A 25,735-nucleotide genomic window follows, 5' to 3' on the forward strand; every position below is an offset into this window, starting at 1 on the left:
ATCCATTCCTTCTATTATAGCAGAACTGAAATTAGCCTACATTCGGCGATGCTTCTTCAGTGCAACGACGTTCAAGAGTGCGAAGAGGATGGATAAGCCCGCCAGTACATAAATATCCAGCTGGATATCTCCAATGCCTTCTCCTCTGATCATGATGCCGCGCATCGCATCTGCTCCATAATAGAGCGGCATGATGTAGCTGAGCTTTTGCAGAACCGGATTCATTGCATCCAGATTAAATAATCCGGAGAAAAAGGCCTGCGGTACGATAATGATTGGAATGAATTGAATGATTTGAAATTCGCTGCTTGCAAACGAAGAGAGCAAAGTGCCAAGCGTCAAAGCTGTCAGCGATAATAAAAGATTAATGAGCAGCATATTCACGATATGTCCGGACATGGACATGCCCAGCACCTGTACAGAGTACCAGGCAATTAAGGAAGCTTGGATCAAGGTAAAGATACCAAAGCCCGCAAGGTATCCAAGGACGATCTCTGATCGGCGAATGGGAGTAGCCAGCAGCCGTTCCAGCGTCCCGCTCGTACGTTCCCGCAGGAAGGAAACTCCTGCAAGCAGAAACACGAAGAAGAAGGAGAAGAAGCCGATCAATACAGGACCAAAGGAGTCAAAAGAGGCCATATCCGGTCCACCGTACAAATAATTAACATTTGGAGCGAGGTCTTGAGTGCCGCTTTGCAGAGCTTTCTGCAGAACAAGCTGCGTGCTGCGGCTGACCGAAGGATCACTTCCTTCTAGTGTAATGTCAGGCTTACCGTCTACGATCTGAATAATAGCGTCCAGATCGCCATCGTGAAGAGCTTTATCTGCAGCATCTAAGGAGTTAAAGACTGTAATGCTTGCCTGCTGCTCCTCCAGCTTCTCGGAAAAGGCGGCTGTAGGACCTACCAGACCGATTTCAGGAGAGACGGTATTGCCGTCAAAGACAAGCTTTGTCAGACTCAAAATAAGCAGCGGGGCAAGGAATAATAAGGCAAGTGTCCGCTTGTCGCGTAGAAACTGGCGTGTTATTCGAATAACTAGAGCACGTATTCTCATGAATGCTCACTCCTTTCGCTGCCCAGCAAGATAAAGGCTTCTTCAATCGTATGGACGCCAGCCTGCTCCATAATTGCTAGAGGAGTGTCAACGGCGATCAGCTTCCCGTCCTGAATGAGGCCAAGCCGATCACATTTCTCCGCTTCGTCCATAACATGGGTTGTCACGATAATCGTAACCCCTTTTTTTGTCAGGTTCCTAAGCTCGTTCCAGATCGTTTTTCGAAGCACGGGATCAATCCCTACAGTTGGTTCATCCAAAACGAGCAGCTGTGGCTCATGCAGCAGGGCAATGGCCAGAGAGAGCCTGCGTTTCATCCCACCGGAATAAGCGCTTGTCTGTTTATCCAGATGATCGGTCAGATTGACCAGGGATGCGGCTGATTGTATGCGGGCAGCAAGTACTTTTCCCTTAAGTCCATAGAGAGAGCCATAGAAAGCCATGTTTTCCTTACCGGTTAATTCCTGATATAGGGCATCGGATTGCGCCATGTAACCAAAGGTTTGCAGCATTTTTAGCTGGGGCATAGGTTCACCGAATAATTGAATGTTGCCGGAGTCCGCCCGGTCAATACCGGTTATAAGTTTAATAAGGGTTGTTTTTCCCGATCCAGATGGTCCGAGCAGTCCGAATAACTCCCCCCGTGCTACCGTAAGCGATATATCGTCCAGAACCGTTCGATCGCCAAATCGTCTTACAATGTTGTGAGCGATAATAGCAGAATCCGCAGATGATTCGTTAGCCGTTGTCATGGTTCACACCCCTTTGTTATTTAAAATGAGTGAATACTCACTTTTTAGTATAGGTATGCTATTCGAAGTTGTAAAGTGAGTACTTACTCACATTTGATACTGGACTTAAGTCGTAGAAGCCCTCCGACCAGGGGCGAGAGTAAAATACCGTCTCCAGACGTTTTTACATTATTTTCAATGCAGGTATGCTTAGAACTGTCAAATACACAAAAGAGAATTCCGARTAGGGAGAAGGAGTAGTTGTAATGAATAAGTTAACCGAATGGTCGTTCCGCAACAGGGCGGCCGTCATCCTGATCGTCGTGATGGCTTTGGTGATGGGAGTTATCAGTTATTTGAAGCTGCCAATGGAGTTCCTGCCGGAAGCTGATAATCCGCAGGTCATGGTGACGGTAATTGGGCCTGGAATGGATGCAAAATCGATGGAACAGCTTGTAACCAACCCACTGGAAGAGGCAGTAGGGTTCACGAAGGGCAAGACCGATATGTTCTCGACTTCGGGTAATGGCTACGGACAAGTGAATTTGAACTTTGATTCGAATACAAACATGAAGGAAGCGAAGGCGGAAGTAGAGCGGACTGTTGATCAGGTTCAGCTGCCTCAAGGCGTTATGAAGCCTTTCGTTATCCAATACAATACATCCATGATTCCGATCTCCTGGATTACCCTCACATTCGAGGATGGACTGAGTGAGCAAGAGAAAGACGCGAAGCTTAAGGAGATTACTACGGAACTGCAAAAAGCGGAAGGTGCAGGCCAAATTAGCATCAGCGGTAAATCTACACCAGCTGTGCATGTGACTCCGCTTAAGGATAAGCTCGCTGAGAAAGGAATTCCTGTTCAAACCCTTCTTAGTGTCCTGCAAGGAAGAGGAGTTTCCTCATCCATTGGTGAACGTGCCATTGACGGCGCATCTGGCAACATCAATGTCTATGATGAAGTAACGAGTATAGATACTTTACGCAAATTGCCTATCGCGCCAGGGGTTAAGCTTGAAGATGTAGCTACTGTTGAGCAAGCGAAGGAACAAGAAAGCATCGGCCGAATGAACGGTAAAGATGCCATTATGTTTACAATTTCAAAGACAGCTAATGCGAATGCCGTTACCGCAGGTAAAAATATTGAGAAGACAGTAGAGCGGTTAAGTAAGGATGTAGCCGGTGCTGAGATCTCGGTACTGATGAGTACCTCTGATACGGTCGTACATTCGGTTAACAGTATGCTGCGTGAAGTTCTGCTCGGCGCGTTGTTCGCTACCATTATCATTCTGATCTTTATGCGTAATTGGAGAGCGACGCTGGTTACGATTGTATCGATTCCATTGTCATTAGGGATTACGTTGTATCTGCTAGATTTGTCAGGGGTAACGCTTAATATCATTACACTTGGCGGTGTTGCAGTAGCTGTAGGCCGTTTGGTCGATGACAGTATCGTAGTAATCGAGAATGTCTACCGAAGACTGCAGAAAGAGCCATTCTCCAAAACCGTTATTATCGATGCGACTAAAGAAGTAGCAACGGCGATTACATCATCCACTCTTGTTACTGTGGCTGTATTCCTGCCGATGGGGCTGCTGCGCGGCTCGCTGCAAGCTTTCCTCTTGCCATTCGCGCTGACTGTGGCATACTCGCTGCTTGCTTCGCTGCTTGTTGCTTTGACAGTTGTGCCGCTGCTCAGTGCGTTCTTACTGCGCGGTACAAAAGAAAAACCGCATAAAGGCTCTAATAAATTTGCTTCGTTCATTCGTTGGAATTTGCAGCACAAATGGATTACGTTAGTCGTTGCTCTTGTCTTGTTTGTAGGTTCCATCAGCGCCTATATCATGATGCCTAAAGGTGCCCTTGATTCCTCCAGCGCTGAGAATGTCAATGTATCCTTGCAATATCCGAGTGATACTCCTTCTGATCAAGTAGAGCAAGGCGGTACAAAGCTGGAAACCTTCCTAACGGATAACAAGAGTGTTGAATGGGTTATCATGCAGCTAGGCAACAGTGCAGATAATGCCAAGTACGGTGCTGTTTCTTCTCCAACACTCGTTACTTACACGATTGATTTGAAAGACGGCGTTGATGCCGAGAAGTTCATGGATGAAGTGAAAACGCAAAAAGGTAATTTTGGTGATGCTGAGCTTATCATTAATGCAGCTGACCTGATGATGGGCGGCGGTTCCTCACAAATCTTTATTGATGTTACAGGCGATGATCCAGAGAAGCTTACACAAGCTGCGGATCAGCTGATTGCAAATATTAAACCAATCAAGGACGTTCTGAAAGTACAAAGCAATCAGGAAGAGAAGAAACCGGTCTATACGTTCCAGGTTAATCCGGAGCAGGCGAAAGGCCAAGAAGTTGCGATGCAGCTGCAAAGTATGCTGAATCCTGTGCCGCTTGGCAGTATTCTAGTGGAGAACCGAGAAACTTCCGTTGTGATGCAGCCTGTTATTAATCCGAACACGGAAGATGAGCTTAACAAATTAACGATTGCTACAGCTTCCGGCATTGTTCCAATTACGAATGTAGCTAAGCTTGTGAAGACTGAAGAACCAAGTCTGTATTATCATAAAGATGGTAAAATCTATGTTCGGGTTACAGCGGATGCTGAGCCTAGCCAGCTGTCTGTTGTAGGCAAGGAAATTCAGAAAGCGGCAGATAAGCTTGACCTTCCAGATGGAGTCGCTCTTAAAGTAGGCGGTGCATCTGCAGATCAATCGAGTGACTTTGCAGACATCGGCATGACTGCGCTGATCTCTATCGGACTTGTTTACTTGATCATGGTGCTTACCTTCAAGACGCTACGTGCACCACTTGCGATCCTCTTCTCGCTGCCGCTTGCTGCAATTGGAGCCGTAATTGGACTCTTGATCTCTGGAGTAACACCAGACTTTACTGCCATGTTTGGCGCTCTCATGCTAATCGGTATCGTTGTCACGAATGCAATCGTGTTGATTGACCGAGTGAAGCAGAATGAAGAGACGATGACGATCCGGGATGCCTTGGTTGAAGCGGCTACAACACGGATGCGTCCAATCGTAATGACAGCTGTCGCAACCATCTGCGCTATGTTGCCGCTCATCTTTGGTTCAAGCGAATCGGGCAGTATCGTATCACAAAGCCTTGCGATTGTTGTTATCGGTGGTCTCGCGGCTGCAACGCTGCTTACCCTGATCGTTGTGCCATGTATGTATGAGTTGATGTTCTTCCGTACTTCGCGCAAGCAGCGCCGTGTGAATGCTCAATCTGCACAAGGTGTAACAACTGTGCAAGCTCAATAAAACAAAAAATCCGCTTCCCACACGGGAAGCGGATTTTGCTTATTGGGATGCCAAGCGATACAACGGCATTAAAGCTTCATAGGTTTGCTGGGCAAACTTATACAAGGCATCTCCATCCTGCAGGAGCGGGTCACCGGTCGGAATGTGGCGGCCAATAAGTAATTCGGCTTTCTGCACATCACGCAGGCGGGTAAGCGCGTTAGTCCAGTCCAGGTCGGACATTTCGCTGACAGACTTGGATTCTTTCTTCATATGGTCAAGGGAAAGGACATAATCGGATGGAACAGCCGCAATGACCTCGTCCAGGTGTTCTAAGTAAGTGGTTGCAATCCGGGATTTATTAGGCGCCTCATAAATAAGGGCGAACCATAAGAATAGGTGATCGTCGAACAAGCCAAGCTGGAAATGTGGGTGTGCTTTGTAGCCGCGTTTGTTGTTGCAGATTGCAAACCAAGTATCCTTTGGTGGGTTTACCGTGCGGCGCGCATGTTTGGCAATATGCAGGAACATCTCGTCACTTGCCTGCACGGCAATATCACCGGCAAGCTTTTCGCCGAGATAACGGAATTTCGGCCGGATCCGTTCCTCAATAGCCGACATTCGCTGCTCCAGGCCATTGATCAGGAAAGTATCAAAGTCTTTTTGTTCAAAGCCTGTAAAGGCTGCTGGTGTCGTTGTAGTCGTCATCTATGTTCTCTCTCCTCACAATTGAAACAAATAATAATGGTTCATTATAGCACATCCCGGGCAGTGGTACAGCTTCGATAGGGGGCATGTCCCCTTTTGCGGGCGGCTTGACCGCCCTTTTTTTTAATTAGACGACCTTTAAGCGAAAATTAGTCAATAATCCAAGTTGCCAGAACATAAGATGGAGTATAAGATAGAGGTAAGAACAAATTGTCAGACTATTTCGTCAAATGCTAAAAAGGGAGGGATTGCCGTGAATAAGAGCTACGAAGTCGAATATTGTAATTTGGAGCTGCGATTTGATCGCCGGCAAATCCAAAACCTCATCCGTGATCTCATTCAGGAAGGGTACTCCTTGTATTGGAGCGAAACGGAGGGGCAGTTCCTCATTTCAATTCGAACCGGTCGTAAGCTCGTGAAGTTAAGGTTTCAGCGGATGAAAAACCGTTACAAGATCGTCGGGGATTACACCATTAAGGACGAGAAACTGTCGGAGTTGCTTGAAAAGCTTATTAATGACACACGTGGACATGCGATTGTCAAGCGGATCAAAGATCGTCAGATCGTCATTGAGAACATTATGTTTGGTGAAATAATACGACTTGTGGAGGTGTCCGGTATGGAACATCGGATTATTTATCAAAAGAAGCCATTCGTAACTATAGAGGAAATGATCAAAGCTTTTCAATCCAAACGGGCGGAGGAACGCGCAGCGGTATTACGTTATGAACTGGATTATGAGCTGACGGTACTGTTTGACGCTCTGCAAGAGAACAATGAAGAGGCCGTTGCCGAATCGAAGGAAAAACTCGTGCTGCTCCGTTCGGAGATGCTGCAGCTGGAATTGTAAGGCTAATACTGAAATATTCGATAAATCGGCTGAATGGTTCTTAATGAATCATTTGGCCGGTTTTTTTCATTTTCTGGTTAGCATTTCTTCGTAATATAAGGTAAACTTTCTAATGCGGTCAGGAAATCTAATGGATGTTTGGCGACAAATTCCGCGCAAATGGTTTTCATCTCTTTGCAAAAAGAGTAATATAAAACTATTGAAGACCACCATACTATAAAAAAAAGGATGGAAGAAACCAAATGGCAAAACAGCAAATCGGCGTTATCGGCCTTGCAGTTATGGGCAAAAACCTCGCGCTTAACATTGAGAGCAGAGGCTTCACAGTTTCGGTATATAACCGTTCCCGTGAAAAAACAGATGAATTGATCAAAGAATCCGAAGGCAAGAACCTTGTTCCTGCTTACACAGTTGAAGAGTTCGTGCAATCGCTCGAATCTCCTCGCAAAATTCTGATCATGGTACAAGCTGGCGCTGGTACTGATGCTACAATTGACGCTCTTGTTCCACACCTGGACAAAGGCGACATCATCATCGACGGCGGTAACGCTTATTTCCCTGACACAGTTCGCCGCAGCAAAGCTCTTGAAGAGCAAGGCATCCGCTTCATCGGTACTGGCGTATCCGGCGGTGAAGAAGGCGCACTGAAAGGTCCTTCCATTATGCCAGGCGGCCAAGAATCCGCGTACAAACTGGTTGAACCAATCCTTACTGCTATCTCTGCAAAAGTCGGCGACGACGCTTGCTGCACATATATCGGACCAGACGGTGCCGGCCACTATGTAAAAATGGTGCACAACGGTATCGAGTACGGCGACATGCAGCTCATCTGCGAAGCATATGACCTGCTGAAAAACACGCTTGACCTGAGCGCTGAAGAGCTTCATAGCATCTTCACAGAGTGGAATAAAGGCGAACTGGACAGCTACCTGATCGAGATCACAGCTGACATCTTCTCCAAGTACGATCCTGAGACAGGTAAACCTATGGTTGACGTTATCCTTGACTCTGCTGGTCAAAAAGGCACAGGCAAATGGACAAGCCAAAGCTCCCTGGACCTTGGCGTGCCATTGTCGATCATTACGGAATCCGTATTTACTCGCTTCCTGTCCGCTATGAAGGAAGAGCGCGTAGCTGCAAGCAAAGTATTGAACGGTCCTGAGAAAAAAGCGTTCCAAGGCGACAAAGCGGCATTCATCGAATCCGTACGCAAAGCGCTGTTCGCAAGTAAAATCTGCTCGTACGCACAAGGCTTCGCTCAAATGCGTGCAGCTTCTGAAGAATATGATTGGAACCTTCGTTACGGCGACATCGCGATGATCTTCCGCGGCGGCTGCATCATCCGTGCACGCTTCCTGCAAAACATCAAAGACGCTTACGATCGTGATGCTAACCTGCGCAACCTGCTCCTCGATCCTTACTTCCAAGGTATCGTTGAGTCGTACCAAGGCGCATGGCGTGAAGTGGTTGGCGCAGCTGTTACTAACGGCGTACCAGTACCTGCTTTCTCAAGCGCACTGTCGTACTTCGACAGCTACCGTACAGAGCGTCTGCCAGCTAACCTGCTGCAAGCGCAACGTGACTACTTCGGTGCTCATACGTTCAAACGTTTGGACAAAGAAGGTTCGTTCCACCACAACTGGATGAACTCCTAATCCGGATTGATTATTTTAGCCCGTAAGACGCTTCAATGAGACATTGGCGCAAACGTGTTGCTTCCTGTTCGGAGTAATGCTTGCGGCGAATGAGCAGCATTGACGCTTCGGCGAAATAATGAAAGTTTTTAAATAAGCGTGGCTGCGAAAGGTCCCTGAGAGCAGGGTCCTCGTCAGCCACCTTTTTTTTAATATATTCAAGCATCCAGACGACATCTTCACGGCATAACGGGTGATCGGGACTTAAAATACGATCCATTCGGACATTGCTTGGGTGGGAAGCGGGCAAATTCGATTCACTGGTCATGCCATCTTCACTCCTATTCATGATATATGCATCATTATCATCCATACGGCATATGCAACTTTTTTATACCCTATTCCGGATAAAAAATGATATGATGTTGGGGTAAATAATATCGGAACAGACTAATAGGGGAGTTCTTGCAGTGGATCGACGCACAAGAAAAATTGTATTAGTAGGCTTTATGGGAACAGGCAAATCAACCGTTAGCCGATTACTTGCAGAGCAGCTCGGTTGCTCGCGTTACGATTCGGATGAGGTCATCGAGCAAACCGAAGGGAAAATCTCGAAGCTGTTCGAAACCTATGGTGAGGCAGGCTTCCGCGATATCGAAAGCAAAGTGCTGGATTCACTTCTTGAGGCCAAAGGGCGCTCTATTATCGCAACTGGCGGCGGAGCAGTTCTGAGGGAACATAATCGGGAAGCTATGCTGAAGCATGGATTCGTGGTTGCGCTTACGGCAGATGCGGAGCATATCATTGATAGAGTGAAGTCTGACACTGCTCGTCCGTTATTACAGGGCGATGTAGCTGCCAACGTTCACCGCATTATGGAGCAGCGCAAGCATGCTTATGATTTTGCTCACCTACAATTGGATACAACATCATTAACGCCGCAGGAAGCAGCAGAGGTCATTCTGCAAGCTCTGCAAGAGGAATAGCAGGAGCAACGTTCAACCTCATACTATACGAAAAAGGAGAACTGCAGCACAATGGATGTTATCGTTACACCTACTCCAATACTTAAAGGGGAAATTCAAGCCCTTTCCTCTAAAAACTATACGACCCGCTACTTACTGGTCGCTGCGCTTGCAGAAGGTACAAGCACGATTTATTATCCAGCTCATAGTGAAGACAGCGACGCAATGCGCCGTTGTATCCGTGATCTAGGCGCAATCGTAGAAGAAGATGAAGAGAAAATCGTCATTACTGGCTTTGGCAAAAATCCAAAGGCTGTTGAGCAGCTGGATGTAGGCAATGCTGGTGCCGTCCTTAGGTTCCTGATGGCGATCGCTTCGCTTTGCCCGGATGTAACCTTCATTAACCGTTACCCAGATTCTCTTGGTAAACGCCCACATAACGATCTGATTGACGCACTTGGCCAAATGGGTGTGAAGATTGAACATAACGAAGGCAAGCTGCCGATCCGTATTCAAGGTGGAGCACCAACAGGCGGAAAAATTCAAGTATCCGGCAATGTCAGCTCGCAATTCCTGAGCGCCTTGTTGTTCTTGACGCCGCTGCTTGAGGAAGACAGCGAGATCGAAGTGCTGCATGATCTGAAATCGAAGGTTGTTGTTGGACAAACTCTGGAAGTGCTGGAGCAGGCAGGTATCGTGATTCATGCAAGCGAGGATCTGATGAACTACCGCATTCCAGGCGGTCAAATGTATGCAGCGAAGAAATATGTTGTGCAAGGGGATTACCCAGGTTCGGCAGCTATTCTTGCGGCAGCAGCAGTTACGAATTCGGATGTTATTGTTCATCGTCTGGAGGAGCATAGTAAACAAGGCGAGAGAGCTGTTGTTGACGTTCTCCGTATGATGGAAGTTCCAATGACTCATGAGAACGGAATTGTTCATGTAAAGGGCAATGGCAAGCTGAAGGCTGTTGAATTCGACGGCGATAAAGCTACGGATGCGGTTCTTGCAATGGTTGCTGCGGCAGTCTTTGCTGAAGGAACTTCGCGTTTCTATGATGTAGAGAACCTGCGCTACAAAGAGTGTGACCGTATTACGGATTATTTGAACGAGCTGCGAAAAGCTGGTGCGAATGTTGAAGAGCGGCAAGCAGAAATTATCGTTCATGGCCGTCCGGAAGGTGTAGAAGGCGGCGTTGAAATTAATGCCCATTATGATCATCGTGTGATTATGGCACTTACTGTCGTAGGCCTTCGTGCGAAGAATCCGATCCGGATCCGCGATGCACATCATGTTGCTAAGTCATATCCGATTTATTTCGATCACCTGAAAGCGTTAGGTGCGAACGTAGAGTGGGTAGAATAAGAGTAAACAGATGAAAGCGAGGCGCTGATAATGGCATTTGAAAATCCGACCCGCGATGAAATAAAAGAGATTCTGCAGGCGAGCACGAATATCGCTGTTGTTGGTTTATCCGATAAGCCTGACCGTGTGTCTTATATGGTCTCTGAAGCGATGCAGAAGAAGGGTTATCGGATTATTCCGGTTAATCCCGCTGCAGAAACCATTCTGGGTGAGAAATGCTACGCATCGCTCAAGGATATTCCAGAACCGGTCGATATTGTGAACGTATTCCGTCGTCCAGAGCATACTCCTCCAATTGCCGAGGAAGCTGTTGCGATTGGAGCGAGGACGCTATGGCTGCAGCTCGGGATCGCTAATGATGATGCAGCTAAGATTGCATCTGATGGCGGGCTTCAGGTCATCATGGATCGCTGCATTAAGGTTGAGGATTCCATCTTACTGCCGCATGGGAAGGCTTCAGTCTAGACGCGCCTCATCGTTATACTTTTTTACATTGGCGGGCCATCAAGGCCCGTCTTTTACTTTGACAAAAAAGCGTAGACACCGTACCATCGATATAGAGATTTGGATAAGGCAACAGTGCCTGCTTAAGAAGTAAGAATTTTGCAAAGAACGCTTGCTTACGAAGTTAAGAATTATCGCATAGAACGCTTGCTTACGAAGTTAAGAATTATCGCATAGAACGCGATAATTCTTTAAGTGGATGCTTACGAAGTTAAGAATTATCGCATAGAACGCGATAATTCTTTAAGTGGATGCTTACGAAGTTAAGAATTATCGCATAGAACGCGATAATTCTTTTTAGGAGGTGACAAAGTGAATTTTCTAGGAAGGTTTCAGCAGCTTGGACGTGCAGTTATGCTGCCGATGATCGTACTGCCAGCTGCGGCAATCTTTTTATTTCTTAGTCAGCTGCCATGGGATCTTCTTGGAATACCCGATGCAGCAGACTATTTGAAAGCGGCAGGAAATGCGATCTTTATGTTTCTGCCTTATATTTTTGCGGTTGGCGTATCCTTGGGACTTACAAGTAATGCCATTGCAGCAGGTATGGCCGCCTTAGCGGGCATGGTCATATATGTTGGTGTAACTGGTGCCGCGGAAGCACAGATTGAGCCAACGGTGTTTGTAGGCTCAATTATCGGCATCATCTCCGGCTTCAGCTATGAGCGGTTTAAGAATTTGCGTCTGCCTGAATACATACAGTTTTTCGGCGGGCCGAGGTTTGTTCCTCTGTTCGTCAGCTTCGTTACTGTAGTACTCTCGATGGCGATGATTGGTGTAGCACCTTTAATCCAGCGCATGCTGGAAGACTTAGGTGATGTGGTCGCTTCCGGTGGTGGTTTTGGCGTTTTCTTGTTCGGTTTTTTATATCGGATACTGGTTGTTTTTGGTCTGCATCATTTGCTCAGCCACGTGTTCTGGTTCCAGGTCGGCGGATATGAGACGGCTAACGGTGCAATGGTTTATGGTGATCTGCCGAGATTTTTCGCCGGTGATCCAACCGCAGGTGCCTTTATGGCCGGGATGTATCCAATCGTCATGTTTGCCTTACCGGCCATTGCCTTGGCGATCATTCATGAAGCAAGGGAAGATTTGAAGCCGAAAATCCGAAAAACGTTTATGTATGCTGCACTGGCTTCATTTCTGACAGGTGTCACGGAACCGGTTGAATTTGCTTTTCTATTCGTTGCACCTTACCTGTTTGTCGTGCATGCTTTGTTATCCGGCATCATTATGTGGGTTACGTATGAGCTTGGCATCCGGCATGGCTTCTCGTTTTCAGGTGGCGTCATTGACTATATCATTAATGAGCATTTGGCAACAAAAGGCTGGCTGCTCATTCCAATCGGTATTGTTGTTGGTATTGTTTATTACGTACTGTTCCGGTGGGCGATTAACCGGTTCCGTATTCCGACGCCGGGACGTGAGGAAGGCTCGCAGCTTGATGAATGGGCAGGAGACATTCCATACCGTGCTCCTCTTATCCTTCAGGCGATAGGCGGGAAAGACAACATTGTGCAAATGGAGTCCTGCATTACAAGGCTTCGCCTCAAAGTAGCCAATGAAAAGCTGCTCGATAATAACTCGCTGCGCAATTTAGGGGCAGCAGGGGTGCTGCGGCTAGGCGGCGGCAATGTCCAAGTGGTATTCGGTACGTATTCGGAGCTGATACGAGCTGAGATGCTGAAGGCAATTGAACGGGATCAAGAACAGGTGCTCTTTAGTTCCCCGGTACAAGGCCGAATGATTCCGCTGGAAGATGTACCCGATCCCATCTTTGCGGGCAAGCTGGTCGGACAAGGCGTGGCCTTTATTCCTGATAAAGGCGAGCTGGTATCACCGGTTAAAGGTACCGTCATTATTGTGTATCCAACGATGCATGCTGTAGGCATACGAACGCTGGAGGGGCTTGAAGTATTGCTCCATATCGGAATAGACACATCCAAGCTGACGGGGAAATCGTATTTCAAAGCAGTTGTACAGGAAGGGCAAGAGGTTAATCCAGGAGATATGCTCGTACGATTCGACCTGCAAAGAGTTCGCAAGGAGAGCAAATCGCTTGCAACGCCAATGGTCATCACGAATTCGGATCTCGTCCATTCTTGGCGTTTTGCGCCATTCAAAGCGGTGAAGAAAGGACAGTCTTCTGTCTTGTCAGTTGTACTTAAAGAGAGAAATGGTGGAGGGGAACGACCATGATACAAGGAATAGGAGCTTCGGCAGGCATTGCGATCGGGAAGTCGTTTGTACTTCCGAATTGGGAGTGGGAATTTCCTGAGCAGCGTGTCGATGTAGCTGATTTTGCCCGTGAATTTGAACGAGTCTATGAAGGAATTCGCACATCCAAGCATGAGATTGAGCAAATCAAGGATGAGCTTAGGGAAGTTGTTGGCTCGGATGAAACTCAGATTTTTGATGCGCATCTGGCCATATTGGATGATCCAGTCTTCATGAATGAGATTCAAGGCATTATCCAGCGCCAGTATAAAGCGGCAGAAGTTGCGGTAAAAGAGGCTATCGACCATTTCGTCACGATGTTTGATCTGCTTGATGACGAATATATGAAGGAACGTGCCCTTGATATTAAGGATGTCGGTAACCGTCTGCTCAAGCATTTGCTTGGTGCACCGGAAATTACACTGCCTTCTGATACTCAGCCTTTTATTCTAATTGCAAGAGAGCTCTCTCCTTCCCAGCTGGCCCATATTAACCCGAATAATGTGCTTGGTATTGTAACGCTTGCTGGTAGTTCGACTTCTCACTCTGCCATAATGGCCCGTGCTCTTGGTGTACCACTTGTGGTTGGGGTGGAGGCGAAGCTCGAAGAGCCGATTCAAACTGGTCAATCTCTTATTATTGATGGTACGGAAGGACTCCTGTTTATTGAGCCAGAAGATGCGTTAATCGATCATTATTCGGAGCTCCAGGGACGCCTGGCCGAAGCAAGACAGCAGCTGAACAGCATTGCCGGACATCAATCCGTAACTCCGGACGGGAAGGTGCTGGGACTTGCCGCGAATATCAGTTCCTTGAAGGAGCTTGAGGTTGCACTCTCCACCGGGGCTCATGGGGTTGGACTGTTCCGTACTGAATTTCTGTATATGGACCGGAACCGTTTCCCGAAGGAAGAAGAGCAATATGAGGTTTATAAAAGTGTTGCAGAAAAGCTGGCGGGAGAACCGTTAATTATTCGAACGCTTGATATCGGCGGCGATAAGCAGCTTGATTATTTTAATATTCCGGAAGAAGATAATCCGTTTCTTGGTTATAGAGCCATCCGGATTTCACTCGATCGTAAAGATCTGTTCAAGACGCAGCTTAGAGCAATCCTTCGGGCAAGTCACTATGGGCAAGTAAAGATCATGTATCCGCTGATTTCGTCCGTGGAGGAAGTAAGAGCTGCTAACAATGTGCTTGCTGAAGCGAAGCAGGAGCTGGAGCAGGAAGGGATCCCTTATAATGCGAATATCCAGGTAGGCATTATGATCGAGGTGCCTGCAGCCGTTATTCTGGCCGATTTATTGGCGCAGGAGGTTGATTTCTTTAGCATCGGTACAAACGACCTTGTCCAGTTTACGCTGGCAGTGGACCGAATGAATGAAGAGATCAGCTATTTGTATGAGCCTTTCCATCCTGCGGTGCTGCGTATGCTGAAGCTGACGGTCGAAGCGGCGAAAAGAAATCATATCAAGGTTGGCGTATGCGGTGAGCTTGCGGGCGACCTGCGCGCACTTCCGATCTGGCTTAGCCTAGATGTAGATGAGCTGAGTATGTCCTCTCATTCCATTCTGCAAGTGAAAGAGCGGCTGCTCTGCACAAGGCAGGAAGACAGCCACTCCTTGCTCCAGCAGCTTATGGAATGCCGTACGAGCGCAGATATTCATAACAAACTGAAACAGTTTATGGATTCAGTTGATGGCAAAGGAGCAGCGTCCGCGATTTAGCGGACGGCTCCTTTTGTATTAAAAATGCTTATTCCTGCTGTTCCAGTGCATCCACGAATGCTTTCGCGTAAGGAGGCAGATCAGGTGGACGGCGAGCAGAGATGAGGTTGCCATCGACCACAACAGCTTCATCGAACCATTCTGCTCCGGCATTTTCCATATCATCGCGAATACCTGGTGTAGAGGTAACTTTACGACCTTGCAGGATTTTGGCCGAGATTAGCACCCAGCCTGCATGGCAGATTTGTCCGATAGGCTTGCCAGCAGCATCAAGCTCCTGAACGAGCTCCAGTACTTTCGGATAGCGGCGAAGCTTGTCCGGTGCCCAGCCGCCAGGCACAAGCAGGCCTGCAATATCGGCGCTGTTCACTTCGTCAAAGGACAGATCTGCAATAGCAGGAACGCCGTATTTACCGATATGCTTTTTCCCTTTTTCAGGACCGGCATACAGGACAGTTGCTCCGGCTTCGCGGACGCGATAAACCGGGTACCAGAGTTCAAGATCCTCGAACTCGTCATCAAGAAGACAAATAACGGTTTTATTATGCAATGACATATTTGATTTCCTCCTGCATTTATTATTTCATATTCATTGTAACGAAGGAGAACTCATGAATCAAACGAACAAACGACGACTAATACGTTTTATCCCGGCTGTCCTATGGATGGCGGTCATATTCGGATTTTCCTCCCGGACGGGTGATGAGATGAACACGATGCTGCCGTTTTTCCAGCGCTTCTTCCCATCTATGTCGAGCTTTGACTGGGGACATTTTCTCGCTTATTTTCTATTAGCAGTTACTTTTGACTATGCGATTGGAGCAAAGGGAGACCGTATCCTCTATAAATGCTTCATAGTGATTGGCTGCGGGCTCTATGGCGTAACRGACGAGTTCCATCAATCGTTTGTAGGCGGCAGAATGACAGACGTGTTAGATATCCGCAACGATATGATAGGGGCAGCAGTTTGGGTTATATTAGCAGCGGTCCCGCGGATCAAAAGACGTTGGCGGAAAGTTGCTCCATAGTAAAAATTACATAGTGCAGATAAGCAGGATTTTTTGTAGAAAAGGTCGAATCCTTTACGCAGCGAAAAAGAAATAGAAATGGAAATGCAGCCGCGCGTAAAGGAGTGGGCCAAAGTGAAGAAAAGGTGTCATTGCGGTGACATCATGAAGATGAAACTGCGTACAGTGATCTATTCGGGCAAAGTCGAAATCGACAATGTCCCAGTATTTTCTTGTTCGGTATGCAGCCGCAGCGAAGTACTTCCCGATGTGAAGCCGGATCTGACCGGCCTCATCGCAAAGCTAGGCCAAGAACCTGCGAAACAAACTTTTTTATTTAACGAATGTAATGAATGGGCGGATTTGCTTGTTGAAGCAAGCAAGCACCGTAAGCATACGGATCCGTACCATATCGAACAACTGACGCAAGAGCGGATTAATAATTTACTTGATGTACATTTAATCGCGCAATCGCTTCATGATGAGGAATGGATTGCTGATATCAACAAGAGACTATCTCAACTTAGCAGGCGATCCTTGCATACATAAGCCATACGGGAATATCGCTCTCCAGTTTGCTGCAGCATGAAGGGGTTTATTTAAGGCTGTGCATGCGCTAACATTGCGAAAAGTAATATTTTGTCGTATGATTACGTTAATATGCAGCGAGCGTAAATAAAATTTGAGATAATGGAGAGAAGTCCGTGACGGTTACCATTTATGATGTAGCAAGAGAAGCAGGAGTATCGATGGCTACGGTTTCTCGGGTTGTAAATAATAATCCGAATGTTAAACCGGCAACGCGCAAAAAGGTGTACGAGGCTATTGAACGACTCGGTTATCGTCCGAATGCAGTTGCACGAGGCCTCGCAAGCAAGAAAACAACTACGGTTGGAGTCGTTATTCCGGATATTTCGAATGCGAATTTCGCCGAGGTTGCCCGTGGTATCGAGGATATTGCGAATATGTATCATTATAATATCATTTTGTGTAACGCGGATAAGAAGAAAGACAAAGAAATCCGTGTTATTAACACTCTTCTGGAGAAGCAAGTAGACGGCCTCTTGTTCATGGGCGGTGCTGTTACTGAAGAGCATATGCAGGCGTTCAAGACTGCGAATGTACCAATCGTACTCTGTGCGACAACTGATGAGAACGGGCAAATCCCGTCTGTTGATATCAACCATGAAGAAGCGGCCTATGATGCAGTCCGCAAGCTGGTAGAGCAGGGTCATACACGTATTGCTATGATCAGTGGAACACTGCAGGATCCGGCAAACGGTTATTCCCGTTATCAAGGCTACAAGCGTGCCCTTGAGGATTCGGGTATTGCTTATGACGAGTCGCTTGTTCGGACAGGCAATTACCGTTATGAATCAGGCGCTGAAGCGATGAAATATTTCATCGATCTGTCGGTACGTCCTACGGCTGTGTTTGCCGCAACGGATGAAATGGCCATTGGAGCTATTCATTGCATTCAAGATTCCGGTCTGAAAGTACCGGATGATGTATCCGTTATTAGCGTAGATAACACACGCATGGCGTCGATGGTTCGTCCTCAGTTGACGGCAGTTGCTCAGCCGATGTATGACATCGGTGCAGTATCGATGCGTCTGCTCACGAAGCTGATGAAGAAAGAAGTAGTAGAAAACGCAAAAGTCATTTTGCCGCATGAAATTGTCATTCGACAATCTGTTGGAGGTTTGCAAGGATAATGGGTTTTAACAAGATTGGCATTATCGGAGCAATGGTTGAAGAGATTGAACTGTTGCATCAGAACGTAAACGTAACAAACAGTGTTACGAAAGCCGGCATCACCTATAATGAAGGGCAGCTGCATGGCAAAACGGTTGTATTTTGCAAGTCTGGAGTAGGGAAGGTCAATGCTGCCGTATGCACGCAGATTCTGATTGATATGGGCGTAGATTCCGTATTGTTCACTGGTGTTGCAGGTGCGCTTGACCCGCGTCTTAATATAGGTGATATCGTTGTATCATCCAGCTGCGTGCAGCATGACATGGATGTTACTCCGCTTGGGTTTGCCAAAGGCGTAATTCCGTTCCAGGAGCGTTCGGAGTTTGTGGCGGATGAGAAGCTTATCTCGCTTGCATCGGAAGCAAGTGAGCGTTTGTTCGAAGGTCGCAGTCTGATTGGCAAAGTATTGTCCGGCGATCAATTTATTGCTAGCCGTGATACGGTTCGTGAGCTGTATGAAACGATGCAAGGCGCATGTGCGGAGATGGAAGGGGCATCGGTCGCTCATGTGTGTGATATGAATGAGGTTCCATTTGTTGTTATCCGTTCGATGTCGGATAAAGCGGATGGTTCGGCGCATGTCAACTATGCAGAGTTTACGGTAACTGCAGCGAACAATTCGTACGCGATTATCGATGATATGATCCAGCATATATAGAGAAAAGGAAACGTCCGTACCTTATGGTACGGACGTTTTTGTTATACTTATAAATCCTGCACGGCAATAGCTGTTGTTAGGCGATTTTTCACCTCGATCTCCGCTCTGCGTGGAATGGGCAAGACTTGACTCCTATCGTCCAGCCAGCAGTCTGGCAGCGGAGTAGGACTTGCTCCCGACCATTTGTCGAGCCAGGTCTCAGGTAAAGGCACGTCTTCGCCATTATTCAACTTCTGAACGATAGGGTGCTCGGACATAGTAAGCCAGACGAGCGACCAAGCACGAGGGACAACACGCCACCAATCGTATCCACCGCCTCCGAGAGCCACCCAGCGGCCTTCAGAATGCTTATGGGCAAGCTCATGGATAATAACAGGCATTTCTTGATAGATGCGCATGCTGCAGTGTATATGCGACAAGGGATCATAGGCATGCGCATCGCAGCCATGCTGGCTGACTATGATATCAGGTTTGAACACCTCTGCAATCTTGGTAATAGAGCTTCGGAAAGATTCCAGCCATGAATCATCTTCCGTATAGGGCTCCATTGGTACATTAAAACATGCTCCGAAGCCAGCATCCGCGCCTCGCTCGTGTACAAAGCCGGTTCCAGGAAACAAAAATTTGCCGGTTTCATGAATGGAGTAGGTACATACTTCAGGCTCATTATAGAAGCTCCACTGTACGCCGTCTCCATGATGAACATCGGTATCAATATAAAGGACTCGTGCTCCGTAATGCTGACGAATATATTGTATGGCAACGGCTGCGTCGTTATAGACACAGAACCCTGATCCCCGGTCTGGGAAAGCGTGATGAAGCCCGCCAGCCATATGATAGGCATGGGTTGCCGCGCCACTCATGACGAGCTCTGCAGCATGTACGGAGCCGGCTGCGATAGCTGCTGCAGCATCGTGCATCCCCGGGAAGAAAGGAGTATCCTCCGTGTCGAGCCCGTATCGTCCTGCTGCTGCAGTATCTTCTACAGTGGGCTTGTCCAAACTTAGCCGCTCTACAGCGCTTATGTAATCTTCCCGATGGACGAGAGAGAGCAGCGCTTGATCAGCGGTGGTTGACGGGGATGCGATTTGGTCATCACGCAGTGCTCCTGCAGCCTTCAGTAAATCGATGGTTAAGGTCATCCGAATCGGACTAAAAGGATGCTGCTCTCCGAATTGATAACGGGTACTGTCAGAATGATGAACGAATATAGCGTTAGTCACTTCTTAACCTCCCAATTAATACATGAACCGCTGACGGAATCGGATACGGTCGAATTGCTCCTCGGACTCTTGAGGGACTTCTTTGCCGATGCGTACCATCAGGCAATTGGCAGGATGTGAGCAGATCTCCGGATCATCGGTTGCATACCAGACCATGCCAACGGATTTCATCAATTTTTCCATAATGCCTCGATATTCCCATACGCTTAGCTTGGTTCCTTCCAGGTCCCAGTGCCAATAATATTCGGTTGTGAAAACAATCATGTTCTCGAGCTGTTCATCTGCGAAGGCGAGTTGAATCATTCTCTTGCCAAGTCCGTAAGACCGATATTGATCGGCCACTTCAATCGCACCAAGTTCAATCAGATCAGCCATCCCGGCTTCATACCAGCGTTCCAATTCATCAGGATAATGGAAGGTGACATAACCAACGATCAGTTCATCAACTCTAGCAATAACTATACGTCCTTCTTCCAGACCGGCAATTTCAACTAGAGCTTCATGCTGGTCTTTGGGCCTTCGAAAAGCGTCAAGATCAGCATGCATCGTTAATAATTGCAAGGAATCTGGAGTAACAGGGCCTTCAATGAGACAAATCTGACCGTCTTGCAATTCTATTTGCTGCTCATGATATATTCTGCGATGCTCCAATTACGGGTTCTCCTTTCCGAGGCCGTGAGCTCCCAAACCTTTTATAATTATGGTTATAGCAGACATCAAGGGAAATGAAAAGCGTAGTCGAACGGAAAGTCAATATGTTATAATTGTTGTGGCGGTTGAGTAATCGAAAGAATCGGTATAATAGGTCCGGCTTGTTTGCCTGCAAGATCCGGCTAGCGATTGTAAGCGTATTCTTTGCGGTTAATGTTTAACAGATTTGATGGGAGAGTGATAGAATGATCAACTTGCATCAAGAACGAATTCCAGCGGTGGCACTAAATCCTAACCTTGCAAATTATGAACAAGCAACAGTTGATTTTGATTGGGAAGAGATTGAACGCCATTTCAGCTGGCATGAGACAGGAAAAGTAAACATGGCGTATGAGGCCATTGACCGTCATGTGGAGTCCGGTAAAGGTGCTAATATTGCCCTTTATTATAGCGACAACGCACGTGATGAATCTTACACGTTTGAGCAAATGAGCAAGCAGTCGAATCGTTTTGCGAATGTATTACGGAAATTTGGCATTGGCAAGGGCGAGCGGGTATTTATCTTCATGCCTCGTACGCCTGAATTATATTTCAGTGTACTTGGTGCGTTAAAGGTTGGCGCTGTAGTTGGCCCGTTGTTTGAGGCATTCATGGAGACGGCTGTGAAAGACCGTCTGCAGGATAGTGAAGCGACAGCCATTATTACAACACCGGCACTGCTCGGACGTATTAAACGCGATGAGCTGCCTAATTTGAAGCATATTATTGTTTTTGGCGACAATGTGGCTGCTGATGACACGGTTGTAGATTTTAGTGCAGAGTTGGCACAAGCGTCTGATGAGGCGGAGATTGAATGGCTCGGACGTGAGGATGGACTAATCTTGCATTATACATCTGGTTCGACTGGCAAACCGAAGGGCGTCTTCCATGTCCAAAACGCGATGGTTCAGCATTATTACACAGGGAAAATCGTTCTGGATTTGAAAGAAGGCGATATCTACTGGTGTACAGCTGATCCAGGCTGGGTGACCGGCACTTCTTATGGCGTATTCGCGCCTTGGCTGAATGGAGCAACCAACGTTATCCGGGGCGGACGCTTCAGCCCAAGCGATTGGTATGGCACGATCCAGAAATACGGCGTTACCGTCTGGTACAGCGCACCTACTGCATTCCGCATGTTGATGGGCGCAGGAGATGAGCTGGTGAACAGCTTTGATCTGTCCAGCCTGCGACATGTGCTAAGCGTAGGTGAGCCGCTTAATCCAGAAGTTGTACGTTGGGGAATGAAGGTATACAACCAGCGTATCCATGATACATGGTGGATGACAGAGACAGGCGGGCAGTTGATCTGCAACTATCCATCAATGGATATTAAGCCTGGATCGATGGGCAAACCGCTTCCAGGTGTTAAAGCGGCTATTATTGATGATCAAGGCAATGAGCTGCCGCCGTATCGGATGGGTAATCTGGCGATTCAAACGCCTTGGCCAGCGATGATGCGGAAGATCTGGAACAATCCATCGAAATATGAAGAGTATTTCCGTATTCAGGGCTGGTACATCTCCGGTGACTCTGCTTATATGGATGAAGACGGCTATTTCTGGTTCCAAGGCCGTATTGATGATGTTATCAATACTGCTGGGGAGCGGGTAGGTCCGTTTGAGGTTGAGAGTAAGCTTGTGGAGCATCCAGCTGTTGCTGAAGCAGGTGTAATTGGCAAGCCGGATCCAATGCGCGGTGAGATTATTAAAGCGTTTATCGCGCTTCGTGAGGGCTACACAGCGTCGGATGAACTGAAAGCGGAGATTGCACAGTTTGTGAAGATTGGACTGTCTGCCCACGCTGCACCACGTGAGATCGAGTTCAAAGATAAACTTCCGAAGACACGCAGCGGCAAAATCATGCGCCGCGTCCTGAAAGCTTGGGAACTAAACCTCCCAACAGGCGATTTATCTACAATCGAGGACTAATCTTTTTTCTATAAAAAAAGAAAGGCGCCACCGGGAAAACCCAGTGGCGCCTTTCTTCTGTTTTACTACTCCAAACGAAGTAGTTTGAATGATTCTGGAGACTCGCCTTTGTACCCGGATTCCCCCAGGAATAACTTGTTCAAGGAATTCGGGTACAACAGCGATCGGAAGAACATTCAAATGCGTAGTAGCTTTTCGAATGTTTTATTCAATCTACTCCGTTACTATTTCCCCACCTTCACATGCTTAGAAGGTGGAGACTTACCGGTGTCATTTTCCGAGATGACATAAAATGATCCGGTTGTAAGCGGTGATGCATATTCGAAGCTTGGCTTTTGTGTTGCTCCAACCTCGACGTATTTACCATCGTTATTTGCACTGTAGAACACATGATACGCGGTAACGTACTCTGCATCCGAGTTAGAGTTCCAGGTTAACAGAACACTTAAATCGGTTGGTGTCGCGACTAAGCCGCTTGGAGCGGAAGGAGGGGCTAGATCAGGATGCTCTGTTCCACCTTGGCTTACATCCGTACCACCTGATCCATCACCAGGCATACCTGGAATACCAGGAGTAGGTGTGGATTGACCATTACCGAACTGTACCACCTGACTTGCTGCGGATTCCTTGCCAGCAACGTCTACTGCAGTAACATAGAAGCCGTAGCCTTGGTTGCCAGATACATTAATTTTCACTTTCAGCTCATCGCCAACGAGGATGGAATTCCCAAGTTTCTGAGCAGGTGCTTGATTAATGGATTGGTAGATCCTGTAGCCCACAATATCCTTTTCCGTTCCTCCAGTAAAGGTCAGCATGACAACGCCGGAGCCAATGGACTGAAGCTTCACATTGCTTGGCGCATTTGGCGCATTGCCATCATCTACACGTGGGTCCTTTTTGGATGGCGCATTCGTATCGGCATCAGCAGGTAAATAGGATTCAATCGGCTTTCTGCTGCTAGCCGGAAGCTTCTCTTGTGCAGCTCTGATCTCATCCATTAATTCATCAATCGGTTTCTTGCGCTTAATAACAATTTGCTCTCTAACCATATCCGCCGGTGTTGCCGGATTTGGAACATAATTGACGCCGTTGAACGGAATGTACGCCATCTTTACTAAGGCATCATCTGTTTCCTTCGGCAAATATTTTTTGTTGAACCAGTCTGTTACAAGCTTGCCTGATTCCTTAGTCAACTGGCTAGGAAGTTTGCCGCTTGCACTCGAGACGGTTGCTTTTACGAGACCGGAAGGTTTTTCGAATTCTTTTGAAGGGAACAGCTCCGGTTTTGCTTTCGTAATTTCATTCATCATAAGGGCCCAAATCGAACGTGCACGTTTCTTACCATCGGTAGACAAGGAGTGAATTTGTTCCTCATAACCTGCCCACACGCCAAGCGTAATGTCAGGTGTGAAGCCCATAAACCATACATCGCCATAGCTTTGAGTCGAACCGGTTTTACCTGCTACCGGAATTTTACCGTATTGCTTGAAGTCAGATGTCAGAGAATGCGCTGTACCTTGACCACTCGAGATAACCGTCTTCAGCATATCCGTCACGAGGAACGCCGTTTGAGGCGAGAATACCTGTTTTGGTGTTTCTTTATGCTCAAAGACAGGTTTGCCGTTCGCATCAGTAATACGCTGAATCATATAAGCATCGTTGAAGACACCTTTGTTTGGAATAGCGCCATATGCATTGGTCAGTTCTTCAACGGATACGCCGATGCTGAGGCCACCGATTACACCGGTTTGTGCATTATCGTCCTGTGGTTGAAGCGTCGTAATGCCAAGCTCGCGGGCAAACCTCCATGCGCCTTTGATCGTGACATCATCAAGGAAGATTTTGATTGCCGGCAAGTTAAGCGAGCGATTAAGTGCTTCGCGTGCCGTTACAAGACCCAAATATCGATTAGTCGAGTTTTTCGGAATATGGAAGCCTTTTTGACCATCCTTCAAGACAACCGGGGCATCATCCACGATACTTGCAGGCTGGATCAGGCCTTTATCAATTGCAGGTAAATAAGCAGCGATGGTCTTCATCGTTGAACCAGGCTGACGTGTCATCTGGGTAGCAAAGTTCATTTGCTCCTCGTAGAAGTCACGGCCCTCCAGCATACTGAGGATCGCACCGGTCTTATGGTCGATCATGACAGCTGCTGTCTGTTCAAGACCCTTCTCCTTACTGAATGGTGAGAAGTTTTTATCGTCTGCAGCGATGGTATGCATGATTTTATAAATATCTTTGTCGATCGTCGTATAGATATGATAACCGCCGCGGAGCAGACGCTCGCGGGCTTCCTCAATCAGAGGAGCATTTTCTTTCTTCTTCAGATCCTCAGGTGTTAACTTTGGATTATCTTGAAGAAGCAAAATTTCAGCAGCTTGGCGCTCTGCCTCAAGCATCAGATAAGGATAGGTCGTATAAGCCTTCTCTGACGGTGGTGCAAGTGAAGAACGAATATCGAAAGCTTTTGCCTCATCATACTGTTCTTTCGTAATACGGCCGAACTTTAACATTTGCGATAACACCGTGCCCTGGCGTTCGATGGCAAGCTGGAAGCCTTCTTCATCAAATTGGCCTTTGCTTGTAAAAGCGGTATACGCGGAAGGCCGCTGCGGCAGACCGGCAAGGTAAGCGGACTGTGCAATGTTTAATTGGTTAAGGTCAGAGATATTGAACAAACCTCTGGCTGCTGACTTAATGCCGTATAGATTATAGCCGCTGGAGCCATTGCCAAATGGTACTTTATTCAAGTAAGCGGCGAGTATTTCACCTTTGGTCAAATATCTTTCCATCCGCAGTGCCAGGAACATTTCCTTCACTTTACGGCTGTCTGTTTTGTCTAAGCTGAGGAATACTCGGCGAGCGAGCTGCTGGGTCAGTGTACTGCCGCCGGTCTGCGTATCTTCATTCAATAGCTTCTGCTTAACAGCTCGTCCCAAGCCATTAATATCAACGCCATGGTGATTCATGAAGTTGTTATCCTCAATGGCGAGAACGGCATCAATGACCTGTTGTGGCAAGTCGTCGTATTCGATCGGGGTACGGTCTTCTTCCGTCCGAAGTTGTCCGACCAGCGTCTCATCGTTGAAATAGACATATCCTGTAATGGAGTTCTCGTTCACTTTTTCTTCAATTAAAGTTCGCGGTCGAACTTCCTCGCCCTTCACAAGCGAAGCGACATAACCGGTTAAGGCTCCGCCAGCCAATAACCCAATAAATATACCGAAATAAATGAGCCATTTGACAGTCATCAATGTTACGATTCCGAATGTACGCCATCCGCTCCCGCGGGGCGGCGGTGATTTGCGATCTTCTTCTTGCATATGTATGAACTCCCCCTCTAAATGACCAAAACCTATTATAACACAAATAAATAATTTGAAGCACTAGCATGATTGACTTAGCATTACCCCTGTGGTATAAAAACTATAATGCGTTG

21 protein-coding genes and 1 other annotated feature (1 of these 22 only partly in view) are annotated in these 25,735 nt (G+C 47.3%); of the genes, 13 read left to right on the plus strand and 8 right to left on the minus strand.

Translation table 11 applies throughout. The features are described 5' to 3' along the window. Positions 1-36 precede the first annotated feature (36 nt). Both AB4Y93_RS21235 and AB4Y93_RS21240 read right to left on the minus strand, forming a co-directional pair. On the minus strand, positions 37-1,056 hold the full coding sequence (locus AB4Y93_RS21235; protein WP_441894848.1) for an ABC transporter permease: 1,020 nt from the start codon (positions 1,054-1,056) through the stop codon (positions 37-39). After that, positions 1,053-1,808 carry an ABC transporter ATP-binding protein gene (locus AB4Y93_RS21240; protein WP_441894849.1) on the minus strand — a complete coding sequence of 252 codons (756 nt, stop codon included), beginning with the start codon at positions 1,806-1,808 and terminating at the stop codon, positions 1,053-1,055. Before AB4Y93_RS21240 ends, AB4Y93_RS21235 begins: the two co-directional genes overlap by 4 nt. Before the next feature lie 245 nt (positions 1,809-2,053). Here AB4Y93_RS21240 and AB4Y93_RS21245 point away from each other — a divergent pair, with 245 nt between their 5' ends. Beyond that, the gene (locus AB4Y93_RS21245; RefSeq protein WP_441894850.1) at positions 2,054-5,080 is read left to right on the plus strand and encodes an efflux RND transporter permease subunit; all 3,027 of its coding nucleotides are present in this window, start codon (positions 2,054-2,056) and stop codon (positions 5,078-5,080) included. A gap of 39 nt (positions 5,081-5,119) precedes the next feature. On the opposite strand, the gene AB4Y93_RS21250 is transcribed toward AB4Y93_RS21245, so the two are convergent. Continuing rightward, the gene (locus AB4Y93_RS21250; protein WP_441894851.1) at positions 5,120-5,767 is read right to left on the minus strand and encodes a DUF1054 domain-containing protein; all 648 of its coding nucleotides are present in this window, start codon (positions 5,765-5,767) and stop codon (positions 5,120-5,122) included. A 253-nt stretch (positions 5,768-6,020) separates the two neighbouring features. Between AB4Y93_RS21250 and AB4Y93_RS21255 the strand changes: the two genes are divergently transcribed. Together AB4Y93_RS21255 and gndA are read left to right on the plus strand one after the other, a co-directional pair. Beyond that, positions 6,021-6,617 carry a hypothetical protein gene (locus AB4Y93_RS21255; RefSeq protein WP_127493532.1) on the plus strand — a complete coding sequence of 199 codons (597 nt, stop codon included), beginning with the start codon at positions 6,021-6,023 and terminating at the stop codon, positions 6,615-6,617. A gap of 242 nt (positions 6,618-6,859) precedes the next feature. Beyond that, positions 6,860-8,272 (plus strand): NADP-dependent phosphogluconate dehydrogenase, encoded by a 1,413-nt coding sequence (gene gndA, locus AB4Y93_RS21260; protein ID WP_167277883.1) that lies wholly within the window; start codon positions 6,860-6,862, stop codon positions 8,270-8,272. Positions 8,273-8,282: 10 nt separating this feature from the next. Here gndA and AB4Y93_RS21265 read toward each other — a convergent pair whose 3' ends face one another. After that, the gene (locus tag AB4Y93_RS21265) at positions 8,283-8,579 is read right to left on the minus strand and encodes a hypothetical protein (RefSeq protein WP_441894853.1); all 297 of its coding nucleotides are present in this window, start codon (positions 8,577-8,579) and stop codon (positions 8,283-8,285) included. A gap of 142 nt (positions 8,580-8,721) precedes the next feature. Between AB4Y93_RS21265 and AB4Y93_RS21270 the strand changes: the two genes are divergently transcribed. The 5 genes from AB4Y93_RS21270 to ptsP all read left to right on the plus strand — a co-directional run bounded on the left by AB4Y93_RS21270 (position 8,722) and on the right by ptsP (position 15,029). Continuing rightward, on the plus strand, positions 8,722-9,237 hold the full coding sequence (locus AB4Y93_RS21270) for a shikimate kinase (protein WP_441894854.1): 516 nt from the start codon (positions 8,722-8,724) through the stop codon (positions 9,235-9,237). Positions 9,238-9,288: 51 nt separating this feature from the next. Next, complete coding sequence (aroA, locus tag AB4Y93_RS21275) at positions 9,289-10,581, plus strand: 3-phosphoshikimate 1-carboxyvinyltransferase (RefSeq protein ID WP_441894856.1); 1,293 nt, start codon at positions 9,289-9,291, stop codon at positions 10,579-10,581. A 30-nt stretch (positions 10,582-10,611) separates the two neighbouring features. Next, a complete protein-coding gene (locus tag AB4Y93_RS21280) occupies positions 10,612-11,046 on the plus strand; it encodes a CoA-binding protein (RefSeq protein ID WP_441894858.1) in 435 nt (144 codons plus the stop codon). Positions 11,047-11,397: 351 nt separating this feature from the next. After that, positions 11,398-13,284, plus strand: coding sequence for a glucose PTS transporter subunit IIA (locus tag AB4Y93_RS21285; RefSeq protein ID WP_441894859.1), 1,887 nt, complete (start codon positions 11,398-11,400; stop codon positions 13,282-13,284). Then, the gene (gene ptsP, locus AB4Y93_RS21290) at positions 13,281-15,029 is read left to right on the plus strand and encodes a phosphoenolpyruvate--protein phosphotransferase (RefSeq protein ID WP_441894861.1); all 1,749 of its coding nucleotides are present in this window, start codon (positions 13,281-13,283) and stop codon (positions 15,027-15,029) included. Before AB4Y93_RS21285 ends, ptsP begins: the two co-directional genes overlap by 4 nt. A 28-nt stretch (positions 15,030-15,057) precedes the next feature. Here ptsP and AB4Y93_RS21295 read toward each other — a convergent pair whose 3' ends face one another. Next, positions 15,058-15,585, minus strand: a complete 528-nt coding sequence (locus AB4Y93_RS21295) for a type 1 glutamine amidotransferase domain-containing protein (RefSeq protein ID WP_441894863.1) — start codon at positions 15,583-15,585, stop codon at positions 15,058-15,060. A 55-nt stretch (positions 15,586-15,640) separates the two neighbouring features. On the opposite strand from AB4Y93_RS21295, the gene AB4Y93_RS21300 reads away from it, so the two are divergent. From AB4Y93_RS21300 to AB4Y93_RS21315, 4 genes are all read left to right on the plus strand, one after another. Further along, a complete protein-coding gene (locus AB4Y93_RS21300) occupies positions 15,641-16,057 on the plus strand; it encodes a VanZ family protein (RefSeq protein ID WP_441894865.1) in 417 nt (138 codons plus the stop codon). A 114-nt stretch (positions 16,058-16,171) separates the two neighbouring features. Beyond that, positions 16,172-16,585, plus strand: coding sequence for a hypothetical protein (locus tag AB4Y93_RS21305; RefSeq protein WP_441894866.1), 414 nt, complete (start codon positions 16,172-16,174; stop codon positions 16,583-16,585). Between the two features lie 155 nt (positions 16,586-16,740). Next, on the plus strand, positions 16,741-17,751 hold the full coding sequence (gene ccpA, locus AB4Y93_RS21310; RefSeq protein WP_441894867.1) for a catabolite control protein A: 1,011 nt from the start codon (positions 16,741-16,743) through the stop codon (positions 17,749-17,751). Continuing rightward, positions 17,751-18,449 carry a 5'-methylthioadenosine/adenosylhomocysteine nucleosidase gene (locus tag AB4Y93_RS21315; RefSeq protein WP_441894869.1) on the plus strand — a complete coding sequence of 233 codons (699 nt, stop codon included), beginning with the start codon at positions 17,751-17,753 and terminating at the stop codon, positions 18,447-18,449. The genes ccpA and AB4Y93_RS21315 overlap by 1 nt, the downstream gene beginning before the upstream one ends. A 47-nt stretch (positions 18,450-18,496) precedes the next feature. On the opposite strand, the gene AB4Y93_RS21320 is transcribed toward AB4Y93_RS21315, so the two are convergent. Further along, the gene (locus tag AB4Y93_RS21320; RefSeq protein ID WP_441894871.1) at positions 18,497-19,672 is read right to left on the minus strand and encodes an acetoin utilization protein AcuC; all 1,176 of its coding nucleotides are present in this window, start codon (positions 19,670-19,672) and stop codon (positions 18,497-18,499) included. 15 nt (positions 19,673-19,687) lie between these two features. Continuing rightward, entirely contained in the window at positions 19,688-20,323 is a 636-nt protein-coding gene (locus AB4Y93_RS21325) for a GNAT family N-acetyltransferase (RefSeq protein ID WP_441894873.1), read from the minus strand. Between the two features lie 245 nt (positions 20,324-20,568). Between AB4Y93_RS21325 and acsA the strand changes: the two genes are divergently transcribed. Beyond that, positions 20,569-22,293, plus strand: a complete 1,725-nt coding sequence (gene acsA / locus AB4Y93_RS21330; RefSeq protein ID WP_441894875.1) for an acetate--CoA ligase — start codon at positions 20,569-20,571, stop codon at positions 22,291-22,293. A gap of 224 nt (positions 22,294-22,517) precedes the next feature. On the opposite strand, the gene AB4Y93_RS21335 is transcribed toward acsA, so the two are convergent. Continuing rightward, entirely contained in the window at positions 22,518-25,619 is a 3,102-nt protein-coding gene (locus AB4Y93_RS21335; protein WP_441894876.1) for a transglycosylase domain-containing protein, read from the minus strand. A 104-nt stretch (positions 25,620-25,723) separates the two neighbouring features. Beyond that, positions 25,724-25,735: a binding site (T-box leader), on the plus strand (it continues 261 nt past the right edge of the window).

It is taken from the genome of Paenibacillus sp. YAF4_2, from assembly GCF_052113225.1.
In the GTDB taxonomy this organism is placed as follows: domain Bacteria; phylum Bacillota; class Bacilli; order Paenibacillales; family Paenibacillaceae; genus Pristimantibacillus.

Coding starts and splice junctions, on each gene's coding strand:
- AB4Y93_RS21235 (WP_441894848.1), bottom strand. CDS start 1,056: ATGAGAATACGTGCTCTAGTTATTCGAATAACACGCCAGTTTCTACGC.
- AB4Y93_RS21240 (WP_441894849.1), bottom strand. CDS start 1,808: ATGACAACGGCTAACGAATCATCTGCGGATTCTGCTATTATCGCTCAC.
- AB4Y93_RS21245 (WP_441894850.1), top strand. CDS start 2,054: ATGAATAAGTTAACCGAATGGTCGTTCCGCAACAGGGCGGCCGTCATC.
- AB4Y93_RS21250 (WP_441894851.1), bottom strand. CDS start 5,767: ATGACGACTACAACGACACCAGCAGCCTTTACAGGCTTTGAACAAAAA.
- gndA (WP_167277883.1), top strand. CDS start 6,860: ATGGCAAAACAGCAAATCGGCGTTATCGGCCTTGCAGTTATGGGCAAA.
- AB4Y93_RS21265 (WP_441894853.1), bottom strand. CDS start 8,579: ATGACCAGTGAATCGAATTTGCCCGCTTCCCACCCAAGCAATGTCCGA.
- aroA (WP_441894856.1), top strand. CDS start 9,289: ATGGATGTTATCGTTACACCTACTCCAATACTTAAAGGGGAAATTCAA.
- AB4Y93_RS21280 (WP_441894858.1), top strand. CDS start 10,612: ATGGCATTTGAAAATCCGACCCGCGATGAAATAAAAGAGATTCTGCAG.
- ptsP (WP_441894861.1), top strand. CDS start 13,281: ATGATACAAGGAATAGGAGCTTCGGCAGGCATTGCGATCGGGAAGTCG.
- AB4Y93_RS21295 (WP_441894863.1), bottom strand. CDS start 15,585: ATGTCATTGCATAATAAAACCGTTATTTGTCTTCTTGATGACGAGTTC.
- AB4Y93_RS21315 (WP_441894869.1), top strand. CDS start 17,751: ATGGGTTTTAACAAGATTGGCATTATCGGAGCAATGGTTGAAGAGATT.
- acsA (WP_441894875.1), top strand. CDS start 20,569: ATGATCAACTTGCATCAAGAACGAATTCCAGCGGTGGCACTAAATCCT.
- AB4Y93_RS21335 (WP_441894876.1), bottom strand. CDS start 25,619: ATGCAAGAAGAAGATCGCAAATCACCGCCGCCCCGCGGGAGCGGATGG.